Genomic DNA, 18,162 nt, shown 5'->3' on the forward strand with positions numbered 1-18,162 from the left:
CTTTGCTTTTTTTATTTAGTGCTATTTGTTTTAGATTCTTGCGTGATTATGCCAAAGGTTAGCTCGGCGATTTCGGGGTGGGATTTGATATAGTCATTTAGCGTTTTTAGCTCTAGGTTTTTGATTTTTTCTAGCTCTTGTTTATAAAATCCGATTTCAAGTCCCAAAAAATATTCATTAAAACTTCGGCTTAGTCGTTGTGAAAGCGTCTCATTGCCCAGTGGCTCGCTCCCTAGCAAAAATTGTTTTGCGCTATCTAGTTCCTTTTGTGTCGCGCCATTTTTGACAAAATCGCTGATGATTTCGCGCACGACTTTTATGGCTTCATCTTGGGATTCTAGCTTGGTTTGTAGCTGTCCTATGCCATAAGAGATAAGTGGGCTAGCACTATAGCGAAAATACGCCCCATAGGCTAGTCCGCGCTTTACGCGCACTTCCTCCATAAGCCTAGAGCCAAACCCACTAGCCCCCAAAATAAACCCCGCAACCCTAGCCAAATATCGTTCCTCTTGTAGATTTTGCATTTTGAGCGGTGAGCCAAAGTAGATATATGCCTGCTGTGTGGGTGCATTTTGGCTTACAAAGCTAGTCTTGGTGCTTATTTCAAAGTGTTTTTTGGTATAAGGCGTGCCCTGTGGCAAATCTTTTAAAACTACTTCTAGCATTTGCAATGTAGATTCTAGCTCTAAATCGCCTCCGATTATGATTATGGCGTTGCTAAGGTGTAGGCTAGATTCTAGGCTTTGTTGTATATCTTTTTTGCTTAGGGCTTTGACATCTTGTTGCGTGCCTAGACTTGGTTTTGCAAATGGTGTGCCTGCAAAAAGTTGCTTGTTTAGCAATTCTTGTGCTAGGTAGTCAAAATCGCTTTTGTTGCTTAGGATTCTCGCATTTAGCGCAGTTTTGGCTTTGTTGATTTCGTTTAGGTTAGGGTAGTGGATTAGCTCTCCTAGCAGTTCTATGGCGTCTTTTTCGTATTCTTTTAAGAAAGATAGATGAAAATTTAGCGTTTGAGTGCCGCTACTAGCAGATAGTGAGATAGCTTTTTCCTCAAGCGCGTTTGCAAAGCCTATATTGCCTTTTTTGCTTGTGCCTAGTGAGAGAATCTCATCTTTTAGCGCGGTTAGGGCGATTTTGTCGGTATTTATACTGCCTCCGCCTTGAAATACTAGCTGGATATTGCCCGCTGGGATAAGCGCAGAATACTCATAAATCACGGGGATTTTTACGCCATTTATTTGCGTGTGGGTTAGGGTGGCGGTGGATTTTGCGCTGTTTTTTGCTATTTTGGTGGATTTTGTTTCTTGCGTTGTGGGTGCATTTGCTTGCGTGCTTGCGCGTGTAGTTTGGCTTGCAGTTTTGCTTGTGTCTTGTTTTGCGTCTTGGTTTGTAGTTTGGTTTGCATAAGTTGTCATTGTGATAACTCCTGTTAGTAAGATTAGGATTTTTAGGGTTGATTTTGCTTGCTTTGTGATTGATTTCATTTTTAATACCTCTCTAATATTTGATACGCTGTGTTGCGCTTGGCGGGATTTTCGCCCACATCTCTTATGAGGGCTATCATTTCTTCTTGGTTCATAGAGTTTCTTGCTCCTGCGGCTGCGACTACATTTTCCTCCATCATTGTGCTTCCTAAGTCATTTGCCCCAAATAGCAATGCCAACTGCCCGATATGACTCCCCTGCGTAACCCAACTACTTTGGATATTTTTGATATTATCTAAGTAGAGGCGTGAGCACGCTAGCAAGCGCAAGTAGCGATTTGAGCTAGCTTTTTGCAAATGTGGAAATTCTTCTTGCAAAGGCGTATTATCAGGCTGGAAGCTCCACAAAATAAATGCGCGAAATCCTCCCGTCTCATCTTGCAAATCCCGCAATCTACGCCAATGCTCGATAATATCATCATCATTATCCACACTGCCAAACATCATAGTCGCGCTAGATTTTATATCTAGCTTGTGTGCCTGCCTATGCACTTCTATCCACTCGCTAGAATCCAGCTTGCGCGGTGCGATGATGTCGCGCACCCTATCACTTAGGATTTCAGCTCCAGCGCCCGGGATTGAGCTAAGTCCAGCTTTTTTTAGCCTCTCTAGCACTTGCGGGATAGTGAGATGAGAAACCTTAGCGATATAATTCACTTCAATCGCTGAAAATCCGTGAATGGTAATCGTGGGGAATTTTTGCGCGATATGCGCAACAAGATTTTCATAATAATCAATTTTTAGCTTTGGGTGCACGCCCCCTTGAAAGAGAATCTGCGTGCCACCTATGGCTAGTAGCTCTTCGATTTTTTTATCGATTTCCTCAAAGCTAAGGATATATTCGCCCTCTTGCCCTAGCTTTCTTTTAAACGCGCAAAATTTGCAATCAACCCAGCAAATATTGGTATAGTTGATATTTCTATCCACGATAAAAGTCGTTGTTTTTTCGGGGTGTAGCTTAGATTTGACTTTGCTAGCTTCTTGCCCTAGCTCGCGCAAGGTGGCGTTTTGGAGTAGGTCTTTGATTTCGGTATCGCTATATCGTTTCATTGGTTTCCTTTTTTTTTTTTTTTTTGGATTTTGAGTTTTTCCGTCATTGCGAGCGAGCGTGAGTGTGGCAATCTATTTTCTTGTCATTACGCGCGAATGCTAGTTAAGAGTGGCAATCCACAGAGTAATACAGAGGCAATAGATTGCCACGCTATGACGGAGTAAGTGGATTGCCACGCGTGGCGTAGCCACGCTCGCAATGACGGGTTTAATCCCCCCTCCCTTGCGGAGGGGGCTAGGGGGAGGGTATAAAACCGCAAAATCTGCTGAAAAAAACACCCACCCCCAAACCCCCTCCGCAAGGGAGGGGGCTTTAAGAAAAAGCAACTCCGCAAGGGAGTCGGCTTTAAGATTGCCACGCGTGGCGTAGCCACGCTCGCAATGACGGGATAAAATAGATTACTACACAATGACAAGGAAATAGATTGCCACGAATCTGCTGCGCAGATTCTCGCAATGACGGGAGAAACGCAACTAGACATTATCAAAACCTAGTTCCCATTGAAAATTCAAATTGCGAAGTGTAGTCCCCCTCTTTTTTGTTAAATAGCTTAAATGGGAAAATCAGCACAATGGGACCCATAGGGCTTATCCACTCGATAGCCGCTCCGATACTAGCCCGCCACTCCATACCATAGTTTCCAACGCCCGGGATTCCATACCCTGCAAAATCCGCTAAACCACCTCCCAAACTTTTAAAAGTCAAAAATCCATAATCCCCATAAAGAGCCACGCGCATCTTTGCTGCTTCTAGCAGTCCATAGCTTAGCTCCACAGAGTTTGTAAACATACCATCGCCACCTATCCAAGATAATGGCGTAGAGCCATTTGGCGCGACACCCACAGGCGAAACCGTGCCAGAGCGAAATCCACGAATAGTAGTAACCCCACCCATATAAAAGGTATTATTAAGTGGCAAAAAGTCATTTCTATCAAAGCGGAAAAGATAGCCGCCTTGTGCTTTGTAGCGGGCGATTAAGTCGATTTTTAGATGTTTTTTTAGATGATAGTAAAAGGCGGCTTTGCCATATAGTTTGATATTGCGCACATCGCCACCGATACCGTTAAACTGCGCGTAGGCTGAAGCGATGATACCATTTCTAGGGAAGTAGTAGTCATCGGTATTGTCAAAGCTGATACTTGGGCTAAGCGATGAAGTCATAGCCCACACTTTTGTGTAGTCTTTGCCCCCCCAATTATTATAAAACGCCTCATAATTTGCGCTTAGAAAATCAAAAGTATTTACCCAATTTATATCATAGCTAAGCGAGGTGCGAAGCGTGGGGGTAAGCATACGCCCTACGCTAAGACTTAGCCCAAAACTTTGCTCAATATAGACATAATTTACATAATAGTTTCCATACAAACTAGCTGAAGTAGAATACCTAGAATCAAAAATGCGTGGATTGCTTAGAGAGATATTGCCTGAAAACTGCCTCCCTGTAATCGTTCGTGGCGTGCCATAATAGCTGATATTATAAGGCGTGCCACCTGTGGCGATATTTGCATAAATGCTCCCTGTTTGCCCCGTGCCAAATAGATTTCGCTCGCTTATTGAGCCATTTATCATTAGCCCTCCGTAGCTTCCATATCCTAGCCCAAATTGTAGCTGCCCTGTGCGACCCTCTGTAACGGTGATAAGCAAATCCATAGAATCCGCACTTACCCTGCGCTCATCGATTTTGACATTTTCAAAAAATCCTAGTCTTTGGAGGGCGTTTTGGGATTCTGCGATTTTGGATAGGCTGTATTCATCGCCCGGGGCTAGCAAAATCTCACGGCGAATGATTCTGTCATTGGTGCGGTTATTGCCAGAGATAAGCACATCGCTGATATAGACTTTTTCCCCTGCTTCGATATGGTAAAGCACTTTTACCGTGCCTTTGCCTGCTAGCTTTTCTTGCTCTTTGCGGAGATTTTGGGCTTCTTTTTGCTCTATTTCATCTTCTTTATCTTTGTTGTCGGCTAGTTTATGGTGCTTTTTTGTGCCTTTTTTAGAAGTTTTTAAATCAGAGGCTTTCAAATCCTGCGCATTTTCGCCCTCTTCTTTGTCCAAATCAGGTCGCACCTGCGCAAACGCATAGCCTTTGTCCGCGATAAGTCGTTTTAGCGTCTGTGCATCGGAGCGCAAATCCTCGATATTAAACACTTGCCCTTTTTTGACTTGCACGGCTTTTTGTAGCTTTTCTTTGTCGATTATCCCCTCTTTGTCAATGTCTATGATAATGTCGCTTACGGAGTATTGCTTGCCCTCATCGACTTTGTAATGCAATTCTGCGGTAAGGTTGTTGAAATTGGCACTTAAAAATGGCGAAGAGACTTTGGCGTCTAAAAATCCGTTTCGCATATAGACATCTTGGATTCTCATCGAGTCGTATTCTAGCTCTTGGAGGTGGAGTTTGCCATCATTTAGCCCCCACATCCAGCCCATAAAATCGCGCTGTTTATTGGCACTTAGGGATTCGATTTTGCCTCTTTTTAGGCGTTGGCTACCTTCATAATGCGCTTTTTTGATTAGGATATTTTCCCCGCGATTTACATTAAATACGATATTATACGCGCCCTCATTTACTTTTGTGAGTTCTTCTTTGACTAGAGAGCCGTAGTAGCCTTGATATTCAAGGACGGTTTTTAAAATCGTCTTGGCGCGCTCGATTTTTTGTTCATCGAAAGTCTCGCCTTTTTTGATTCCCATTTGGGTTTGGAGGGTTTGTTTTTCGTTGTCGCTTCCATAGCCTTTGATTTCGATACCCGCTACGCGTGGCTTTTCGACAAAATAAAATGTCAAAACACCATTTTCAAACCCCGCCACAATGTCACTAAAATATCCTTGGTCATAAAAATCCGTAATCGCAGAATCGATTTTGTCCTCATCTAGCTCTTCGCCTACTTTTATGTCTGCGATTTCGCTCGCTAGGTGGGCTGATAGGGACTGCAAGCCCTCGTAATGAATGGAGGTGATTTTTTTGCTCTGTGAATCCGCATTTGCCAGCGAAAAAAACGCGCTAAAAAAAGTAAAAAATACGGCAAATAATGAGAATCTGGCAATGATTTTGATGAGATAAAAAACATTTGGCATATAAAATCCTAGCAACATAAGTCCTAACAAGCCCTAACAAACTATGTTAAGCAAAATAAAAGTCGCTATTATACACGGCTAAGGTATGATTTTAGATTATATTTATAAGATTTTGTTGATTTTTATTGCTGTGCTGTTTTTGGTGTTTTGTCATATTTGTTGTGGTTTTGCTGTTATGTTGTTTTGTCTTGCTTGGTTTTTTTTTTTTGTTTTGAGTTTTTGTGGCTTTTCGTAGTTTTTGGGTTTTTTTTGTGTTTTTTGGGTGTTTTGTGGTTGTTGTGTTTTTGTTTTTGGTTTTAGATTTTTTTTGGGGTTTGTGTTTTTTGTTTTTGCGTTTTTATCATACTGCTTGTTATGCAATTTGTTATATGGAGTTTTTCGCTTCGATTTTTTTGCTTAGTTTTTTCGCTTAGTTTTTCGCAAAAAAAATCGAAGTATTCCGTCATTAGTATCCCCGTCATTGAGAGAAAGTGTCCTGTCATTGCGAGCGGATTTTTCAAAATTCGCGTGGCAATCTATCGCTATAAAAAGCAAAAATACTCATTTGAGAAAAACTAATAAATAGATTGCCACGCTCACTTCGTTCGCTCGCAATGACGAATAAACGCCTTGAGATAATTCTGCTTTTTTAACGCCTTAGTATGACAGATTACTTTGTCATTGCGAGAATTTGCGACTTTGCCAAAAGTTGCAAATTCGTGGCAATCTATAACTAAAAAACCACAAAAGAGTATTATTTGGCAATTTGTGATTCTAGATTGCCACGCGTGGCGTAGCCACGCTCGCAATGACGGAAGTAGAATCCTTGTCTATAATGACGGTGGCGAAAACTAAAAAAACCCACCCCCTAGCCCCCTCCGCAAGGGAGGGGGGACAAAAAGAAAATTCTCACAATGACGATAAGAGTGTGGATTGCCACGAATTTGCTACGCAAATTCTCGCAATGACGGAATCAATAAGTGCGAATCGCCACACGCGGATTTTGATAAAACAGCTCGATTGATAAAATCCGCTCGCTTGATAAAAATAAACTCGCCTAATAAAAACAGCTCGCCTGATAAAATCCGCTTGTTAAAAAAACCGCTTGCAATGACAAAATGCAATGACGAAAATTAGCCTTTATCGACAAAAATAGATTTTATCGCTTGGGTGATTGCTTGCGGGTAGAGGGTGTATTCTAGGGCGTGGATTCTAGCTTCAAAGGATTCTAGGCTCTCCCCCTTTATTTTGGGGAGTTTTTGCTGCATAATGATTTGCCCAGAATCTAGCTTCTCATTTACCCAATGCACGCTAACCCCGCCAAAATTCTCATTTGCATAGTAGCTATCTTTGATAGCATTTGCGCCTTTGTGGAGAGGCAAAAATGAAGGGTGGATATTTATAGCGCGAAATTCACGCACAAAATCCTCCCCCAAAATCCGCATAAACCCAGCCAAAACCACCAAATCGATTTTTTCTTGTCGCAAAAGATTTGCCAACGCCTTGTCAAAATCCGCTCTTTTTTCAAAATCTTTGTGGGGCAAAATCTCACATTTTAGCCCTAGATGTTCACAGCGCGTGATTCCATACGCGCTATCTTTGTTGCAAATAGCTATGGCAAAATCAATCTTTAAATCCAAATCATCAAAATCATTAGCGCGAAAATGCGTAACGATATTTTCTAAATTGCTACCATTTCCGCTAAATAAAATCGCTACGCGGATTTTGCCTTCGCTGTGTTTGGTTTTGTTTATTTTGTTTGTGTTATTTATTTGTCGCATTTTTTGACTTTGCTTAAAAATTTAGCCCAAAATCAATATGGATTTTGTGGCAATTTTTGTGCGATTAGCTCTAGGGGGTGGGCAAAGCGGGCTTTGACATTATTTTGCGACATTGCATTTGTGATTTGCATTCTGCACGCGGAGCATTCCGCGCTAATGATTTGTGCGCCACTTTTTTCTATCATATCTGCTTTTGGTTTGCCTGCTTCTAAGGTCAGCGCGTATCTATCTAGCTGCATACTCACCCCGCCAAATCCACAGCATCTATCAGGCTCGCTCATTTCTTTTATCTCATAGTTTGGGCTTAAAAGTGCGCGGGGTTCTTTATGGACTTTTAGGACTTTTTTTGCGTGGCAGGGGTCGTGATAAGTCAGCGTTTGTGGCGCAAAATCTTTGTTGCTAGCGATATTTTTTGCGCTAGATTTTAAAATAGATTCTAATTTGGTGTGATTTTGTAGCCATTTGCTTGCCATTGCCATTTTGGGCGTGAGTTTGGCTAGTCTTTTTTGCCATTTTGCTCGCTCATTTTCGTCTTTTTGGGCATTTAGCGCGTGCGACCAATCCACCATAAGCATAGCCGCACAAGTAGCCTCTGGGATAAGAATCGCATCTACTTCATCGATAAACCCCTCAAAAAGCTCGATATTGCGCTTGATAAGAAAAAGCACCGTGTCAATATCACCTGTGAAATACGCAGGCGCACCGCAACATTCCTGCTTAGGCACAAGGACTTTGATATGAAGAGAATCTAGGATTTTTAGTAGGCTTTCACCTACTTCTATGTAGTTGTAGTTTGCAAGGCAACCGATAAAAATGGCGACTTTGTTGTGGGGCAAAGATGGATTTTGGGCAAAATTTTGTGGCGGATTTTGGGCTAGATTTTGCGTTTGTTGTGGGTTTTGCACAAAATCTTGTTTTGCAAAATCTTGTTTTAAATATTGATTTGGATTTTGGGCAAGATTTTGGTGTAGATTTTGGCAATTTGGATTTTGCGAAGTTTTTTGTGAATTTTGATGATTACTTGCGGGATTATGCGTAGGCAAAATCTCTCCACGATATTTTTGCAAAAAGCTTTTTTTGACAAATGGAAACACCACGCGCTTGCTAAAAAAGATTTTATTCCCTCCATCTACTTTCTTAAACGCGCAAGGTGCGACAAAATACGCAAAACTAAACACAAAATCCATAAGTTTTCTATGCCGAAGCAAGAAAAAATATAGCCTTTTATACCACGCGATTCCGTATTTTTGGGCGATGTCGATGCGGATTTTTTCGATAGCAGAGTCGATAGGCAAATGCGATGGGCACAAATCCACGCAAGTCGTGCATAAAAAGCAGGATTCTACAAGGTTTTTTAAATCTTTTTGCAATGGCAGTTCGCCTCTTTTATACGCACCGATTAAGTCCAAATATCCGCGTGGAGAAGTCGTCTCATCGCGCTTTAGCCGATAAATCGTGCAGTAGGGGATACATTTGCCACATTTTACGCAGGCATTTGAAGTTTGGCTAAAATCTATCATATCGTCTTGCTAAACACTCTCTTTTCTTGGGGTAGGGCGTGTAGATATGTATCAAACACCATTGCGATATTGCGGATAAGTAGCCCCCCTGTGGGCGTGGTATAAAGCCCTTTGTCGCTTATGTCTAGCACGCCTATTTTTTCGTATTCTTTTAGCTTTTCTAGCTCGCTTGCAAAATGCGCTCTAAAATCAATTTTATGCGCTTTTTGGATACTAGCAAAATCTAGTTTTAGGTTGTTCATAAGCCCCATAATGACATCTTTTCGCAATATATCTTCTTTGCTTAGTTTTATGCCCCGCTCGATAGGGATTTTGCCAGAATCTAGCGCGGCTTCATAGCTTGATAAATCTTTGACATTTTGGGCGTAGTAGTCTTTGCCCTCGCCTATGGAGGTAAGCCCTATGCCGATAGTTTGGGAAAATCCACGCGTAGTGTAGCCCTGAAAATTGCGCCGTAATTCGCCTTTTTGCTTGGCGATGTATAGCTCATCGCTTTTTTTGGCAAAATGGTCCATTCCTATCATTTCATAGCCATTGTTGCCCAAAAAATCAATGGTGTTTTTTAAAATCTCTAGCTTTTCTTGCGGGCTTGGCAAGTCGTTTTCATCGATTTTGCGCATCGTTTTTTTTAGCCACGGGATATGTGCGTAGTTAAAAATCGCTAATCTATCGGGGCTAAGGGATATGACTTTTTTTAGCGTGGATAAAAAGCTAGCTAGATTTTGCTTTGGCAAGCCATAGATTAAATCAAAATTTATCGATTCTATCCCGCTTTTTCTAGCGATATTTACGGCATTTGCGACTAGCTCTATGCTTTGAAATCTATGCACGGCTTTTTGGACATTTTCATCAAAATCTTGCACGCCAAAACTAAGGCGATTAAACCCGCCATTTTTTAGCGTATCCATTTGGGAGGGTTCAAAATGTCTAGGGTCGATTTCACAGCTCACTTCAGCATTTTTAGCGAAGTTTGGGAAAGTAGATTTTACTAGGTTGATGATTTTTTGTAATTGCGCAGAATCAAAAAAAGTAGGCGTCCCACCACCGAAGTGAAACTGCACCACTTCGCGCGAAGTATCCATAAGGGTAGATAAAATCGCTAGCTCTTTTTGGAGGTAGGAAATGTAGCGGTCTTTTTTGTCCTGCTTGCTTGTGTAGATGACATTGCACCCGCAAAAATAACACGCACTTTGACAAAAAGGCAAATGCACATAAAGCGACAAAGGTAGCCTAAAATCTTTCGTATCAAAGCTATCGTTGCGTTTTAGGGATTTTTTTAGCTCTTCATAGTCAAAATCCGTGCGAAACTCCACAGCCGTAGGATAGCTCGTATAGCGCGGGGCGGATTTGGAGTATTTGGCAAATTTGGCAAAATCTATTTGGCTAGATTGTGGATTTTGTGTGGTTTTCATTTTTTAGATTCCAAGTTGTTGTGTTTTGGTTTTTTGATTTTATTTTTTGCGTAGTTTTAGGGCTTTATGGGGCTTTTTATCTTAGTGATTTGTAGCGATTTGCAACGGATTTGTGCCTAAAAATGCTTGCGCAAAAAATTTGCATCAAAGTTAAAAAACAAATTTGGGTGGGATTTTTTGATTTCGCTAATGATAGATTTTGTGTTGATATGCGGTGGCAAAGAGCCGTCATTTCGCCGTTTGGATTCGATTCTATCGATAGCTACTGCCATCACATCATCAAAATCAATCGGCGCGCTTTGTATCACATCTCGCCCTAGCTCTAAAAGTAGCTTTTCTTCGTTGATTCCCTCTAAGGCGGATAGGACTTTTTTTAGCACGGAGTGGGGTAGCAAGAGGTATTGCTCGCCTTCCTCATCTTGTATCCACCACGGTTCTTTATTGTTAAATACAGCCTTTTGCTCATCTTCTGGCTCGCTAGGATTTGTAGATTTTGCCTGCGTGGATTTTGCGCTTGTTTGCGCGCTTTTTTGGATATTTAGCAAAATCTGCGTGTTGGATATTTTTGACGCTTTGATAAAATTTTCGCTATCAAAAAAATCTGCTAATGTGATTTTGTTGCTAGTAGCCATAGCATTATTCCTTTTTGAATGTGTAGGCGATTGTTTGCTTCTTGCCATACGCGTGATTGCGCGCCTTCGATGACTTCTTCGCTCACTTCATAGCCTCGATATGCAGGCAGGCAGTGCAAAAAGATTGCATTACTATGTGCTTTTTGCATTAACGCTTGGTTAATGCAAAATCCCTCAAAAGCGCGGATTCTATCTTGCTTTTCTTCTTCTTGCCCCATAGAAATCCAAGTATCAGTCGTAAGCACATTTGCGCTAGTGGCTAGATTTGCTAGCGTGTCTTGGACTTCTTTTTGGCTCACACTTTGTGGCAAAATCTCTATGTGGATTTTGGCATTTGAAGTGTTTGCTAGATTTTGGGCTAGGGCTATGATTTTTTTATCTGGGGCGTATTTTTGCGGACATAGCACGCGCAACTCAAATCCCAAAATCCCCGCTAGCTTTAGCCACGAATGCGCCATATTATTGCCATCGCCTATGTAGGTTACGATTGGATTTTTTGTATCGCAAATGCGTCTTGGCAGTGGATTTTGGGTGCTTATCAAATCTAGGGCATTTTGTTGCAAATATTTTTTTGCAAACAAATCAAAATGTAAGGCAAAATCCTCCGCATAGATTCCGCATTCTATCATCGTAAGCATATCTGCCATCACTTGCAGGGGGTGGGATAAATCTGTGAGGGCGTTTATCACAGGTGCTATTGAATAGCGGGCAAACTCCTCTAAGCCATCGTGTGAAAAAGTTCGTATAGCGATAATATCCACCATCGAGCTAATCACTCTTGCGCTATCTTTTATGGGTTCTCCTCTGCTTATTTGCGTGTCTTTGCCCATAAGGATTATCGCTTTGCCACCTAGCTCATACGCCCCCGCTTCAAAGCTAACGCGTGTGCGAGTGGAGGGCTTCTCTAAAATCAACGCTAGTGTAGGGGAGGGCAAAAAATCTATATTTTTAAATCCTAGATTTTGTGGGGTAGGGGATTTGCCTAGATTTTTGGCATTTTGAGAGAGGGATTTTAGCGTTAGGCTAAGGCATAGCATATCATAAAGTTCAGCTTTGCTAAAATCTTTTAAGCTAAGAAAATGTCGCATTTTATGCCTTTTATCAAAAAATTTGCAAAATATGGGCAAAAATAAAAAGCGTAAATATACTTGAATCTGCCTAAAAATATTCTAAAATCTAGCAAATTTTTGCGTGATTTTTGGATTTTGCTAGATTTTGGATTTTTGTGATTTTGGAATTGAGAATTTTGGAATAATTTTGGAAGTGGGATTTGAAAATCAAATAGATAGCAAGCAATACGCCAAAAACATAAAATAATATAGCAAAAATGCGATATACCAAAATCTAAAACCACAACCCCCAAAATCTTAACGCAAAAAAGGAACAAAATGCAAAAAGATTCTGCACCACGCAACAATATATTTTCACATTGCATAAGCGCGTTTTTCACGCTTGTTGGCAAAGGATTGCTAGCGTTAGCACCTATCATTATTTTGCTTTGGCTACTAAAATTTGCCTATGATTTTATAGCCCATATCATCGGTGCGATATTTGATACTACCGAGCATAATATGTTTGCTACGATTATGATTTTGGCGATTTTGCTAGGGGTTTTGCTTTATAGCGGGCATTTGCTAGAAAAGAAAAAAGATTTTATTTTGCTAAAAATTTCAGAGTTTTTCATCGGCAAAATCCCCTTTATCGCTTCTATCTACAATGTCATCAAAGATATGGTAAAAATGTTTTCTGGTGGCAATGATAAACAATATTTGGGCGTGGGCTACATAAGGCTAGGGGACCAAGAAGTAGTGGGATTTATCACAAAAGAGGAGCAAAATGATGAGGGCGAATTTTTGTGGGTATTTGTCCCTACCACGCCAAATCCCACTTCAGGCTTTCTTTTTCGCGTGCCTAAAGACAAAGTAAAAAGAAGTGATTTATCCGTAGCGGAGGGCTTCAAAAAAGTCGTTTCATTAGGCATAAAATAATACAATTTTTGTTTTTTAAATAATCACAAGCTATTATGCTGTGCAAAAAAGCGCAAAAATACAAAATCTAAATGCAACAATCCAATGCAACATAAGGCAAGATAATGAATACAAACACCACAGAATCTACAAAATCTATGGAATCCACAAAATCTAACATAGATTCCACTACCAAATCAAAAACCACAAAACCCCCCCCCGCAAAACTATCTTTTTTCCAAAATCTTATCGCTCAAATATCGAATTTTAGCGAGCTAGTAGCCTTTAAACATACGATTTTTAGCGCGTCTTTTATATTGATTGCGATGTGTGTGGCTAGCGTGCAGCGCAATTCTAGCATTTGGGTAGGGTGGGGGACATTTTTTTTATGCGCTCTAGCCCTTATCACAGCGCGAAACTTCGCAATGGCGTTTAATCGCTTTTGCGATAGGCATATCGATGCGCGAAATCCGCGCACCACTTCTCGCCCAAGCGTAGATGGCAGAATCTCTAGCGTGTATGTGGCGATTTTTTGTGCGATAAATGCGCTCGGTTTTATAGCCACAAGCTATTTTATCAATGACTTAGCATTAGCGTTAAGCGTGCCATTTTTGGTGGTTTTGGGTGGATATAGCTTGATGAAACGATTTAGCTCTTTAGCGCATTTGGTGCTTGGCATCTCGCTAGGACTAGCCCCCATAGCAGGCGTAATCGCCGTATCTGGGCAAATCACTGCGTGGAGTGTGGTTTTGGCGTGCGGAGTGGCGTTTTGGGTGGCTGGATTTGATATTTTGTATTCTTTGCAAGATATTGAGATGGATAAAAAAGAGGGGCTTTTTTCCGTGCCTTCGCGCTTTGGGGTAAAAGGCGCGCTTATGTTTTCAAGGGGTTTTCATCTGCTTGCCGTTATGCTTTGGGTGTGGTTTGGCGTGCTAGCAGGGCTTGGCGTGCTAGGCTTTGTGGGGATTGCCATAAGCGCACTTATGCTGTGCTATGAGCAGTATTTGGTAGGCAAAGATTTTGCAAATATCCCAAAAGCATTTTTTGTAACAAATGGTTATTTGGGATTTATTTTGCTAGCTTTTGTGGTGGTGGATTCTCTTATTAACGCCAATGCATTATAAAAAAATGTGGCAAAACAAGCTGTGCGTGGTAAGATTTTGCATTCCACATTTTACTATATTCGCTACAATGGCATTTTAAATTTTAAACATTAAGGATAACGCAAATGAAAGGCACATTATCAAGGATTGTAGTTTTTATGGCGGTGGGATTTTGCGGGGGTGGCGTGTTTTTTAGCGGTTGCGCGAAAGATAGCGAGGCTACGCAAAATATCATAGCACAGATACAAGCACAAGAAGCACAGGCAGAATCTATCCCAAATGATGAACGACCGATTTTTGTGGATTCTAAGGGCAGGGAAGATTGCAAACTCGCACTTATATTTGAGTTAGATTGGGGGAGAGATGAGGAGGGGTTTTCGCAGCGAGTGGAAAAACCGCTAAAAGAAAAGCTAAAAATCGCCAAAAATAAATCAAAAACTTACTGGGACGGAGAATGCAAAAATGGCTATGCAGATGGCATAGGCGCGGAAATCTCTCCAAATGGCGAAGTGCTAATCGCTGAGTATAAAGACAAAATCCCGCTCTATGTCTATGCCTATATGCCAAAGGGTGTATTTAAGCACGACTATGAAGTCTTTATCGCGCAGTATGAGGAGAAATATAAGGACATATATGATGACCATAGATATGGTTTGCGCTCCAAAAATAAGGGGCAACACATTAGCATAAAAAACAAATGGATAGAATTTACCATAGAGGATAACAAAGATAACAAAGCAAAGGATAAAAAAGATAACTGCGAAAGCCAAACTTGCGACCCAGCCAAAGAATGTGAGCGCGAGAATCACAAGGCGCAAGATGATGAATGCGGTTGGCTTTGCGATGAGGATAGCTTAAAGCAACTAAGTAAGTATAAAATCGATTTAGAGGATACTTTTCATAGGCTTAAGCAATCCATTTCTATCATAGAGCATTATAAACAAAAAACCTGTGAGAATCCTAATGCGACAAACGCCACAAAGCGCAATAGCCATTATGAAATATGCAATATTGTGATAAATTACGAAGACGGAATGAAGTCTTTAGAAAACATACTTGCTAAAATTCCAAACGAAGTCCAAAAATAGCGGGGGTTTAAGGCATTAAAGCAAGAAAGGGGACAAAAATGAAAAATGTAGGCAAAATCTTTGCGCTAATCGCGCTTTTGGCGTTTGGGAATCTCATCTCACTCAATGCTTTTCCTAGCGAAATGGCGACTAGCGGGTGCTTTATGACTGACACACCGCTTAAGGAATTTTATGAAAATGGGCTTACTCCACAGCTCGCATCGCAAAAAATGTGCGTTGATAGGGAGTTTCGCAAAAAGGTGGGTAGAAAATACGCGCTTATTTTAATGCAATCCCTTGATACAATCCTCGCTGATAAATCGCGTATATTGCGCACAGAATGGGATAATGGAAGCAAAATCATCTCTTATGCTACAAGCGAGATTTTCCCCAAAGAAGTGGTGCTTTTGAGTGAATACTATAAAAAATACGGATATATAGACGCCATTGTATCAGCGACAATATATCCGCGCACTACCATTGACAAAGTGTATGCAAAGTTGCGTAAAGAGATTATACATTATGTGGATTTTCCTGGTTTTTTAGTGCATTATCATTTTGTCCCTTTAGATGCTGCAAACAAAATATTCCCCCCTATAATGCCTCGCAAGGATTATTCCGCGTTTATCGACTATGATGATGGGGCAAAAATAACATTTGCAATAAGCAAAAGTGAGCGAGAAAAACTAAAAAAAGAAGCTGGCGATGACTATGATAAAGTGATAAAGTCATTTAGCACATTTGAGATGGGAGAATCAAATGGCGGAGGTGGAAAGATATATGTGTGGAATTATGGGCGTATCACTTGGGCAGATTCTAGCCGAATGCTTTTTGAATATGATGAATGCTATGGCTATTATTTCAAGCAAGTAGGCAATGATGTGTGGCTTATCAAGCTACACTATCAATGCGTCTAGGGGTTGTGTGAAAGTTTTTTTGTAAGCGCGAGAATCTAAATGCTAGATTTCGCTACAATATCGCTTTTAAAATTATAAAATCAAATCTGCTACAATAGCAAATCTTTAAAATTTAAAAGGGGTAACAAATGAAAAATGTAGGTAAATTTTTTGCGCTAATCGCGCTTTTGGCGTTTGGGGCGGTAAATGCAAAGGCAGATTCAAAGGCAGTTTGCAATGAGGTTTGCGCTATGGATAAAGTCATAGAATATCTAAGAAATCAAACCATAGAATTGGTAGATTATGAGGTGGATTATCAAACGCTCACACTCGTTGCTGAAGACAAAAAATTCTCAGGCAAAAAATATGGCTTTGCCCTTGTAGAAGCGTATGAGATGAATTATGGCAAGGAATATAGGGCGAAAGACAAGGCCCATTGTGCCGCTATATTTGAATACTTGCCAAACAGAGCCGATACAAATGTGATTTGTAGCAAAGGCATCAACGAGGAAGCGCGTATAGACTTTAAGGGCGCGTATTTTACCATAGTCTTTGACCATTTTAGGGATAGAAATGTGAATAAAACCTACACCACCTATAAATTCATCGATGATGATTTTTATCTCTATCAGTATAGCAGGGAGTATTTTAAGGAGGGTGATGGAGCAGGGCAGTTTGTGCTTGATAAAACGGATATTTTTTATCGCCAACCACGCGATGACAAAAACAAATCCGTGCTTATCCCTATAAGTGCGGTAAATCAGTCCTTTAGAGAAAATCTTGAAAAGCAATGCTATAAAAATGGCAAGTGCAAGGAATAAACGCTAAATTTTAAGCGATTTTGGGCTACAATATCGCTTTTAAAATTTAAAAAACGCAAAGGAACAAAACAATGGGATTTAGCACAAAATGCGAAGCGTGCGGAGAGAATCTAAACAAATTTGAGACACTCTCTGTGTATCAAAGTGTGATTAATGGCGGGATTATCGAGTGTAAAAAATGCAAAACACGATATAAATCCAAATTTAAAACGGCGTGGTGCAATGGGGTAGTGGGGTTAGAGAGCATTGTATTTTTATGTGCTGTGGTGGTGGCAATCGCTATTGAGCCAATATGGCGGTGGATTTCTAAGCTCACTGCAAAAGAACCAAACTTCGCAGAAAAAATGTATATGCAATACAAAGCGCAATCTCGTTCTTTTGGAGACACAGTAGAGCAGATAAACTCGCAACTTTTGCAAACAATCAATGCAATAGATAGTAGAGAAAACTTTTTTTGGTATTGTCTTTTTGGCGTGTTTATTTTTATAATACTTTTTCGCGTTGCGATGACTTATTATATCCCGCTACGCAAGATTGAGAGCAAAGATGAGGACTTTTTTGACATTCGGCAAAAAGATTGATTTTTAAATTTTAAAGGATAAAGCAAATGAAATTTTTACTCATCATTTTAGCAACATTAGCGTGCGTATCGCTTAGTGCCGAGCAGTTAGATTCAATGCAAGAATACATTATGACAAAAAATTGCCGAAATCACGATAAAGATTCTTGTCAAAAGCTCATTGACAACGGCTTGCCAAGCGTGGCGGAATGTGGCAAAGACGAAAGTTGCTCGTGGATAGGGGCTATATATCACCTTGCAGGGCATAGCGACAAAGCGGCGCAGTATTGGGCTAAATCGTGTGATTCACAATCACCAAATATAAAAGAAGTGGCTAGAGGCTGTTATAATTTAGGGGCATATTATGCGCAAAATAAGCAGTTTGACAAGTCATTTGCGCTTCATCAAAAAGTCTGCGATAATTTTGAAGATTCCCCAAGTAGTATTTCAGCTTGCAATAGTGTTGCAAGTTTTTATAAGCGTGGCGATGGCACAAAACAGGATTTTGCATTAGCGGTGAAATATTATCAAAAAGCGATTGATTTAAGCGAAGATTTTGAATTAGACGACCCTAGACCATTTTATAATCTAGCCGAGCTACAAGAAAGCGGTAAAGGCACACCAAAAAACCTCACACAAGCAAAGGAAAATTATAAAAGAGTCTGCAAGCCTTATAGAAATTTTAAGGATAGTTGTCAAAAATATGAATCACTTCAAAAGCAATCAAAGTAAGCTGTTTCACAGGCGCGAATGCAACATAAAAGGCAATAAATGAAAATCAAATTTTGTGGGTTGTTTATTTTTTCTGAAAAA

The 18,162-nt window shown here is 40.5% G+C and carries 19 protein-coding genes; 8 read left to right on the forward strand and 11 right to left on the reverse strand.

Annotation, left to right across the window (positions count from 1 at the left end; genetic code table 11):
• Positions 1-11: 11 nt before the first annotated feature.
• The 6 genes from ACWIUO_RS09115 to ACWIUO_RS09140 all read right to left on the reverse strand — a co-directional run bounded on the left by ACWIUO_RS09115 (position 12) and on the right by ACWIUO_RS09140 (position 6,400).
• On the reverse strand, positions 12-1,484 hold the full coding sequence (locus ACWIUO_RS09115; RefSeq protein ID WP_454177588.1) for an insulinase family protein: 1,473 nt from the start codon (positions 1,482-1,484) through the stop codon (positions 12-14).
• A 2-nt stretch (positions 1,485-1,486) separates the two neighbouring features.
• The gene (locus tag ACWIUO_RS09120) at positions 1,487-2,533 is read right to left on the reverse strand and encodes a dehypoxanthine futalosine cyclase (protein ID WP_454177589.1); all 1,047 of its coding nucleotides are present in this window, start codon (positions 2,531-2,533) and stop codon (positions 1,487-1,489) included.
• Positions 2,534-2,619: 86 nt separating this feature from the next.
• On the reverse strand, positions 2,620-3,015 hold the full coding sequence (locus ACWIUO_RS09125; RefSeq protein ID WP_454177590.1) for a hypothetical protein: 396 nt from the start codon (positions 3,013-3,015) through the stop codon (positions 2,620-2,622).
• 2 nt (positions 3,016-3,017) lie between these two features.
• Complete coding sequence (gene bamA, locus ACWIUO_RS09130; RefSeq protein WP_454177591.1) at positions 3,018-5,612, reverse strand: outer membrane protein assembly factor BamA; 2,595 nt, start codon at positions 5,610-5,612, stop codon at positions 3,018-3,020.
• 396 nt (positions 5,613-6,008) lie between these two features.
• The gene (locus ACWIUO_RS09135) at positions 6,009-6,146 is read right to left on the reverse strand and encodes a hypothetical protein (protein WP_454177592.1); all 138 of its coding nucleotides are present in this window, start codon (positions 6,144-6,146) and stop codon (positions 6,009-6,011) included.
• Between the two features lie 41 nt (positions 6,147-6,187).
• Positions 6,188-6,400 carry a hypothetical protein gene (locus ACWIUO_RS09140; protein WP_454177593.1) on the reverse strand — a complete coding sequence of 71 codons (213 nt, stop codon included), beginning with the start codon at positions 6,398-6,400 and terminating at the stop codon, positions 6,188-6,190.
• Between ACWIUO_RS09140 and ACWIUO_RS09145 the strand changes: the two genes are divergently transcribed.
• On the forward strand, positions 6,400-6,615 hold the full coding sequence (locus ACWIUO_RS09145) for a hypothetical protein (RefSeq protein ID WP_454177594.1): 216 nt from the start codon (positions 6,400-6,402) through the stop codon (positions 6,613-6,615). The two genes, ACWIUO_RS09140 and ACWIUO_RS09145, sit on opposite strands and share 1 nt — an antisense overlap.
• Positions 6,616-6,724: 109 nt before the next feature.
• Here the strand turns inward: ACWIUO_RS09145 and purN are convergent, their stop codons facing one another.
• The 5 genes from purN to argF all read right to left on the reverse strand — a co-directional run bounded on the left by purN (position 6,725) and on the right by argF (position 12,024).
• Positions 6,725-7,372, reverse strand: coding sequence for a phosphoribosylglycinamide formyltransferase (gene purN, locus ACWIUO_RS09150; protein ID WP_454177595.1), 648 nt, complete (start codon positions 7,370-7,372; stop codon positions 6,725-6,727).
• A 32-nt stretch (positions 7,373-7,404) separates the two neighbouring features.
• Positions 7,405-8,892, reverse strand: a complete 1,488-nt coding sequence (locus ACWIUO_RS09155; protein WP_454177596.1) for a (Fe-S)-binding protein — start codon at positions 8,890-8,892, stop codon at positions 7,405-7,407.
• Positions 8,889-10,304, reverse strand: a complete 1,416-nt coding sequence (hemN, locus tag ACWIUO_RS09160) for an oxygen-independent coproporphyrinogen III oxidase (RefSeq protein ID WP_454177597.1) — start codon at positions 10,302-10,304, stop codon at positions 8,889-8,891. Before hemN ends, ACWIUO_RS09155 begins: the two co-directional genes overlap by 4 nt.
• A gap of 116 nt (positions 10,305-10,420) precedes the next feature.
• Complete coding sequence (locus tag ACWIUO_RS09165; RefSeq protein ID WP_454177598.1) at positions 10,421-10,936, reverse strand: DUF2603 domain-containing protein; 516 nt, start codon at positions 10,934-10,936, stop codon at positions 10,421-10,423.
• A complete protein-coding gene (gene argF, locus ACWIUO_RS09170; RefSeq protein WP_454177599.1) occupies positions 10,909-12,024 on the reverse strand; it encodes an ornithine carbamoyltransferase in 1,116 nt (371 codons plus the stop codon). The genes ACWIUO_RS09165 and argF overlap by 28 nt, the downstream gene beginning before the upstream one ends.
• A 300-nt stretch (positions 12,025-12,324) precedes the next feature.
• Between argF and ACWIUO_RS09175 the strand changes: the two genes are divergently transcribed.
• From ACWIUO_RS09175 to ACWIUO_RS09205, 7 genes are all read left to right on the forward strand, one after another.
• Positions 12,325-12,924 (forward strand): DUF502 domain-containing protein, encoded by a 600-nt coding sequence (locus ACWIUO_RS09175; protein WP_454177600.1) that lies wholly within the window; start codon positions 12,325-12,327, stop codon positions 12,922-12,924.
• A 104-nt stretch (positions 12,925-13,028) separates the two neighbouring features.
• Positions 13,029-14,027 (forward strand): menaquinone biosynthesis prenyltransferase MqnP, encoded by a 999-nt coding sequence (gene mqnP / locus ACWIUO_RS09180; RefSeq protein WP_454177601.1) that lies wholly within the window; start codon positions 13,029-13,031, stop codon positions 14,025-14,027.
• A 104-nt stretch (positions 14,028-14,131) separates the two neighbouring features.
• Positions 14,132-15,094, forward strand: coding sequence for a hypothetical protein (locus ACWIUO_RS09185; protein WP_454177602.1), 963 nt, complete (start codon positions 14,132-14,134; stop codon positions 15,092-15,094).
• 38 nt (positions 15,095-15,132) lie between these two features.
• Positions 15,133-15,990, forward strand: coding sequence for a hypothetical protein (locus tag ACWIUO_RS09190; RefSeq protein WP_454177603.1), 858 nt, complete (start codon positions 15,133-15,135; stop codon positions 15,988-15,990).
• 128 nt (positions 15,991-16,118) lie between these two features.
• Complete coding sequence (locus tag ACWIUO_RS09195; protein WP_454177604.1) at positions 16,119-16,790, forward strand: hypothetical protein; 672 nt, start codon at positions 16,119-16,121, stop codon at positions 16,788-16,790.
• Between the two features lie 71 nt (positions 16,791-16,861).
• A complete protein-coding gene (locus ACWIUO_RS09200) occupies positions 16,862-17,371 on the forward strand; it encodes a hypothetical protein (protein ID WP_454177605.1) in 510 nt (169 codons plus the stop codon).
• A 26-nt stretch (positions 17,372-17,397) separates the two neighbouring features.
• The gene (locus tag ACWIUO_RS09205) at positions 17,398-18,081 is read left to right on the forward strand and encodes a tetratricopeptide repeat protein (RefSeq protein ID WP_454177606.1); all 684 of its coding nucleotides are present in this window, start codon (positions 17,398-17,400) and stop codon (positions 18,079-18,081) included.
• Positions 18,082-18,162: the final 81 nt, after the last annotated feature.

The organism is Helicobacter sp. T3_23-1056, assembly GCF_053654535.1.

What these genes read in the sequence shown, in the direction of transcription:
- ACWIUO_RS09175 (WP_454177600.1), top strand. Translation starts at nt 12,325, where the DNA reads ATGCAAAAAGATTCTGCACCACGCAACAATATATTTTCACATTGCATA.
- ACWIUO_RS09165 (WP_454177598.1), bottom strand. Translation starts at nt 10,936, where the DNA reads ATGGCTACTAGCAACAAAATCACATTAGCAGATTTTTTTGATAGCGAA.
- argF (WP_454177599.1), bottom strand. Translation starts at nt 12,024, where the DNA reads ATGCGACATTTTCTTAGCTTAAAAGATTTTAGCAAAGCTGAACTTTAT.
- ACWIUO_RS09185 (WP_454177602.1), top strand. Translation starts at nt 14,132, where the DNA reads ATGAAAGGCACATTATCAAGGATTGTAGTTTTTATGGCGGTGGGATTT.
- ACWIUO_RS09125 (WP_454177590.1), bottom strand. Translation starts at nt 3,015, where the DNA reads ATGTCTAGTTGCGTTTCTCCCGTCATTGCGAGAATCTGCGCAGCAGAT.
- ACWIUO_RS09155 (WP_454177596.1), bottom strand. Translation starts at nt 8,892, where the DNA reads ATGATAGATTTTAGCCAAACTTCAAATGCCTGCGTAAAATGTGGCAAA.
- bamA (WP_454177591.1), bottom strand. Translation starts at nt 5,612, where the DNA reads ATGCCAAATGTTTTTTATCTCATCAAAATCATTGCCAGATTCTCATTA.
- purN (WP_454177595.1), bottom strand. Translation starts at nt 7,372, where the DNA reads ATGCGACAAATAAATAACACAAACAAAATAAACAAAACCAAACACAGC.
- ACWIUO_RS09115 (WP_454177588.1), bottom strand. Translation starts at nt 1,484, where the DNA reads ATGAAATCAATCACAAAGCAAGCAAAATCAACCCTAAAAATCCTAATC.
- mqnP (WP_454177601.1), top strand. Translation starts at nt 13,029, where the DNA reads ATGAATACAAACACCACAGAATCTACAAAATCTATGGAATCCACAAAA.
- ACWIUO_RS09190 (WP_454177603.1), top strand. Translation starts at nt 15,133, where the DNA reads ATGAAAAATGTAGGCAAAATCTTTGCGCTAATCGCGCTTTTGGCGTTT.
- ACWIUO_RS09145 (WP_454177594.1), top strand. Translation starts at nt 6,400, where the DNA reads ATGACGGAAGTAGAATCCTTGTCTATAATGACGGTGGCGAAAACTAAA.
- ACWIUO_RS09120 (WP_454177589.1), bottom strand. Translation starts at nt 2,533, where the DNA reads ATGAAACGATATAGCGATACCGAAATCAAAGACCTACTCCAAAACGCC.
- ACWIUO_RS09205 (WP_454177606.1), top strand. Translation starts at nt 17,398, where the DNA reads ATGAAATTTTTACTCATCATTTTAGCAACATTAGCGTGCGTATCGCTT.
- ACWIUO_RS09195 (WP_454177604.1), top strand. Translation starts at nt 16,119, where the DNA reads ATGAAAAATGTAGGTAAATTTTTTGCGCTAATCGCGCTTTTGGCGTTT.
- hemN (WP_454177597.1), bottom strand. Translation starts at nt 10,304, where the DNA reads ATGAAAACCACACAAAATCCACAATCTAGCCAAATAGATTTTGCCAAA.
- ACWIUO_RS09200 (WP_454177605.1), top strand. Translation starts at nt 16,862, where the DNA reads ATGGGATTTAGCACAAAATGCGAAGCGTGCGGAGAGAATCTAAACAAA.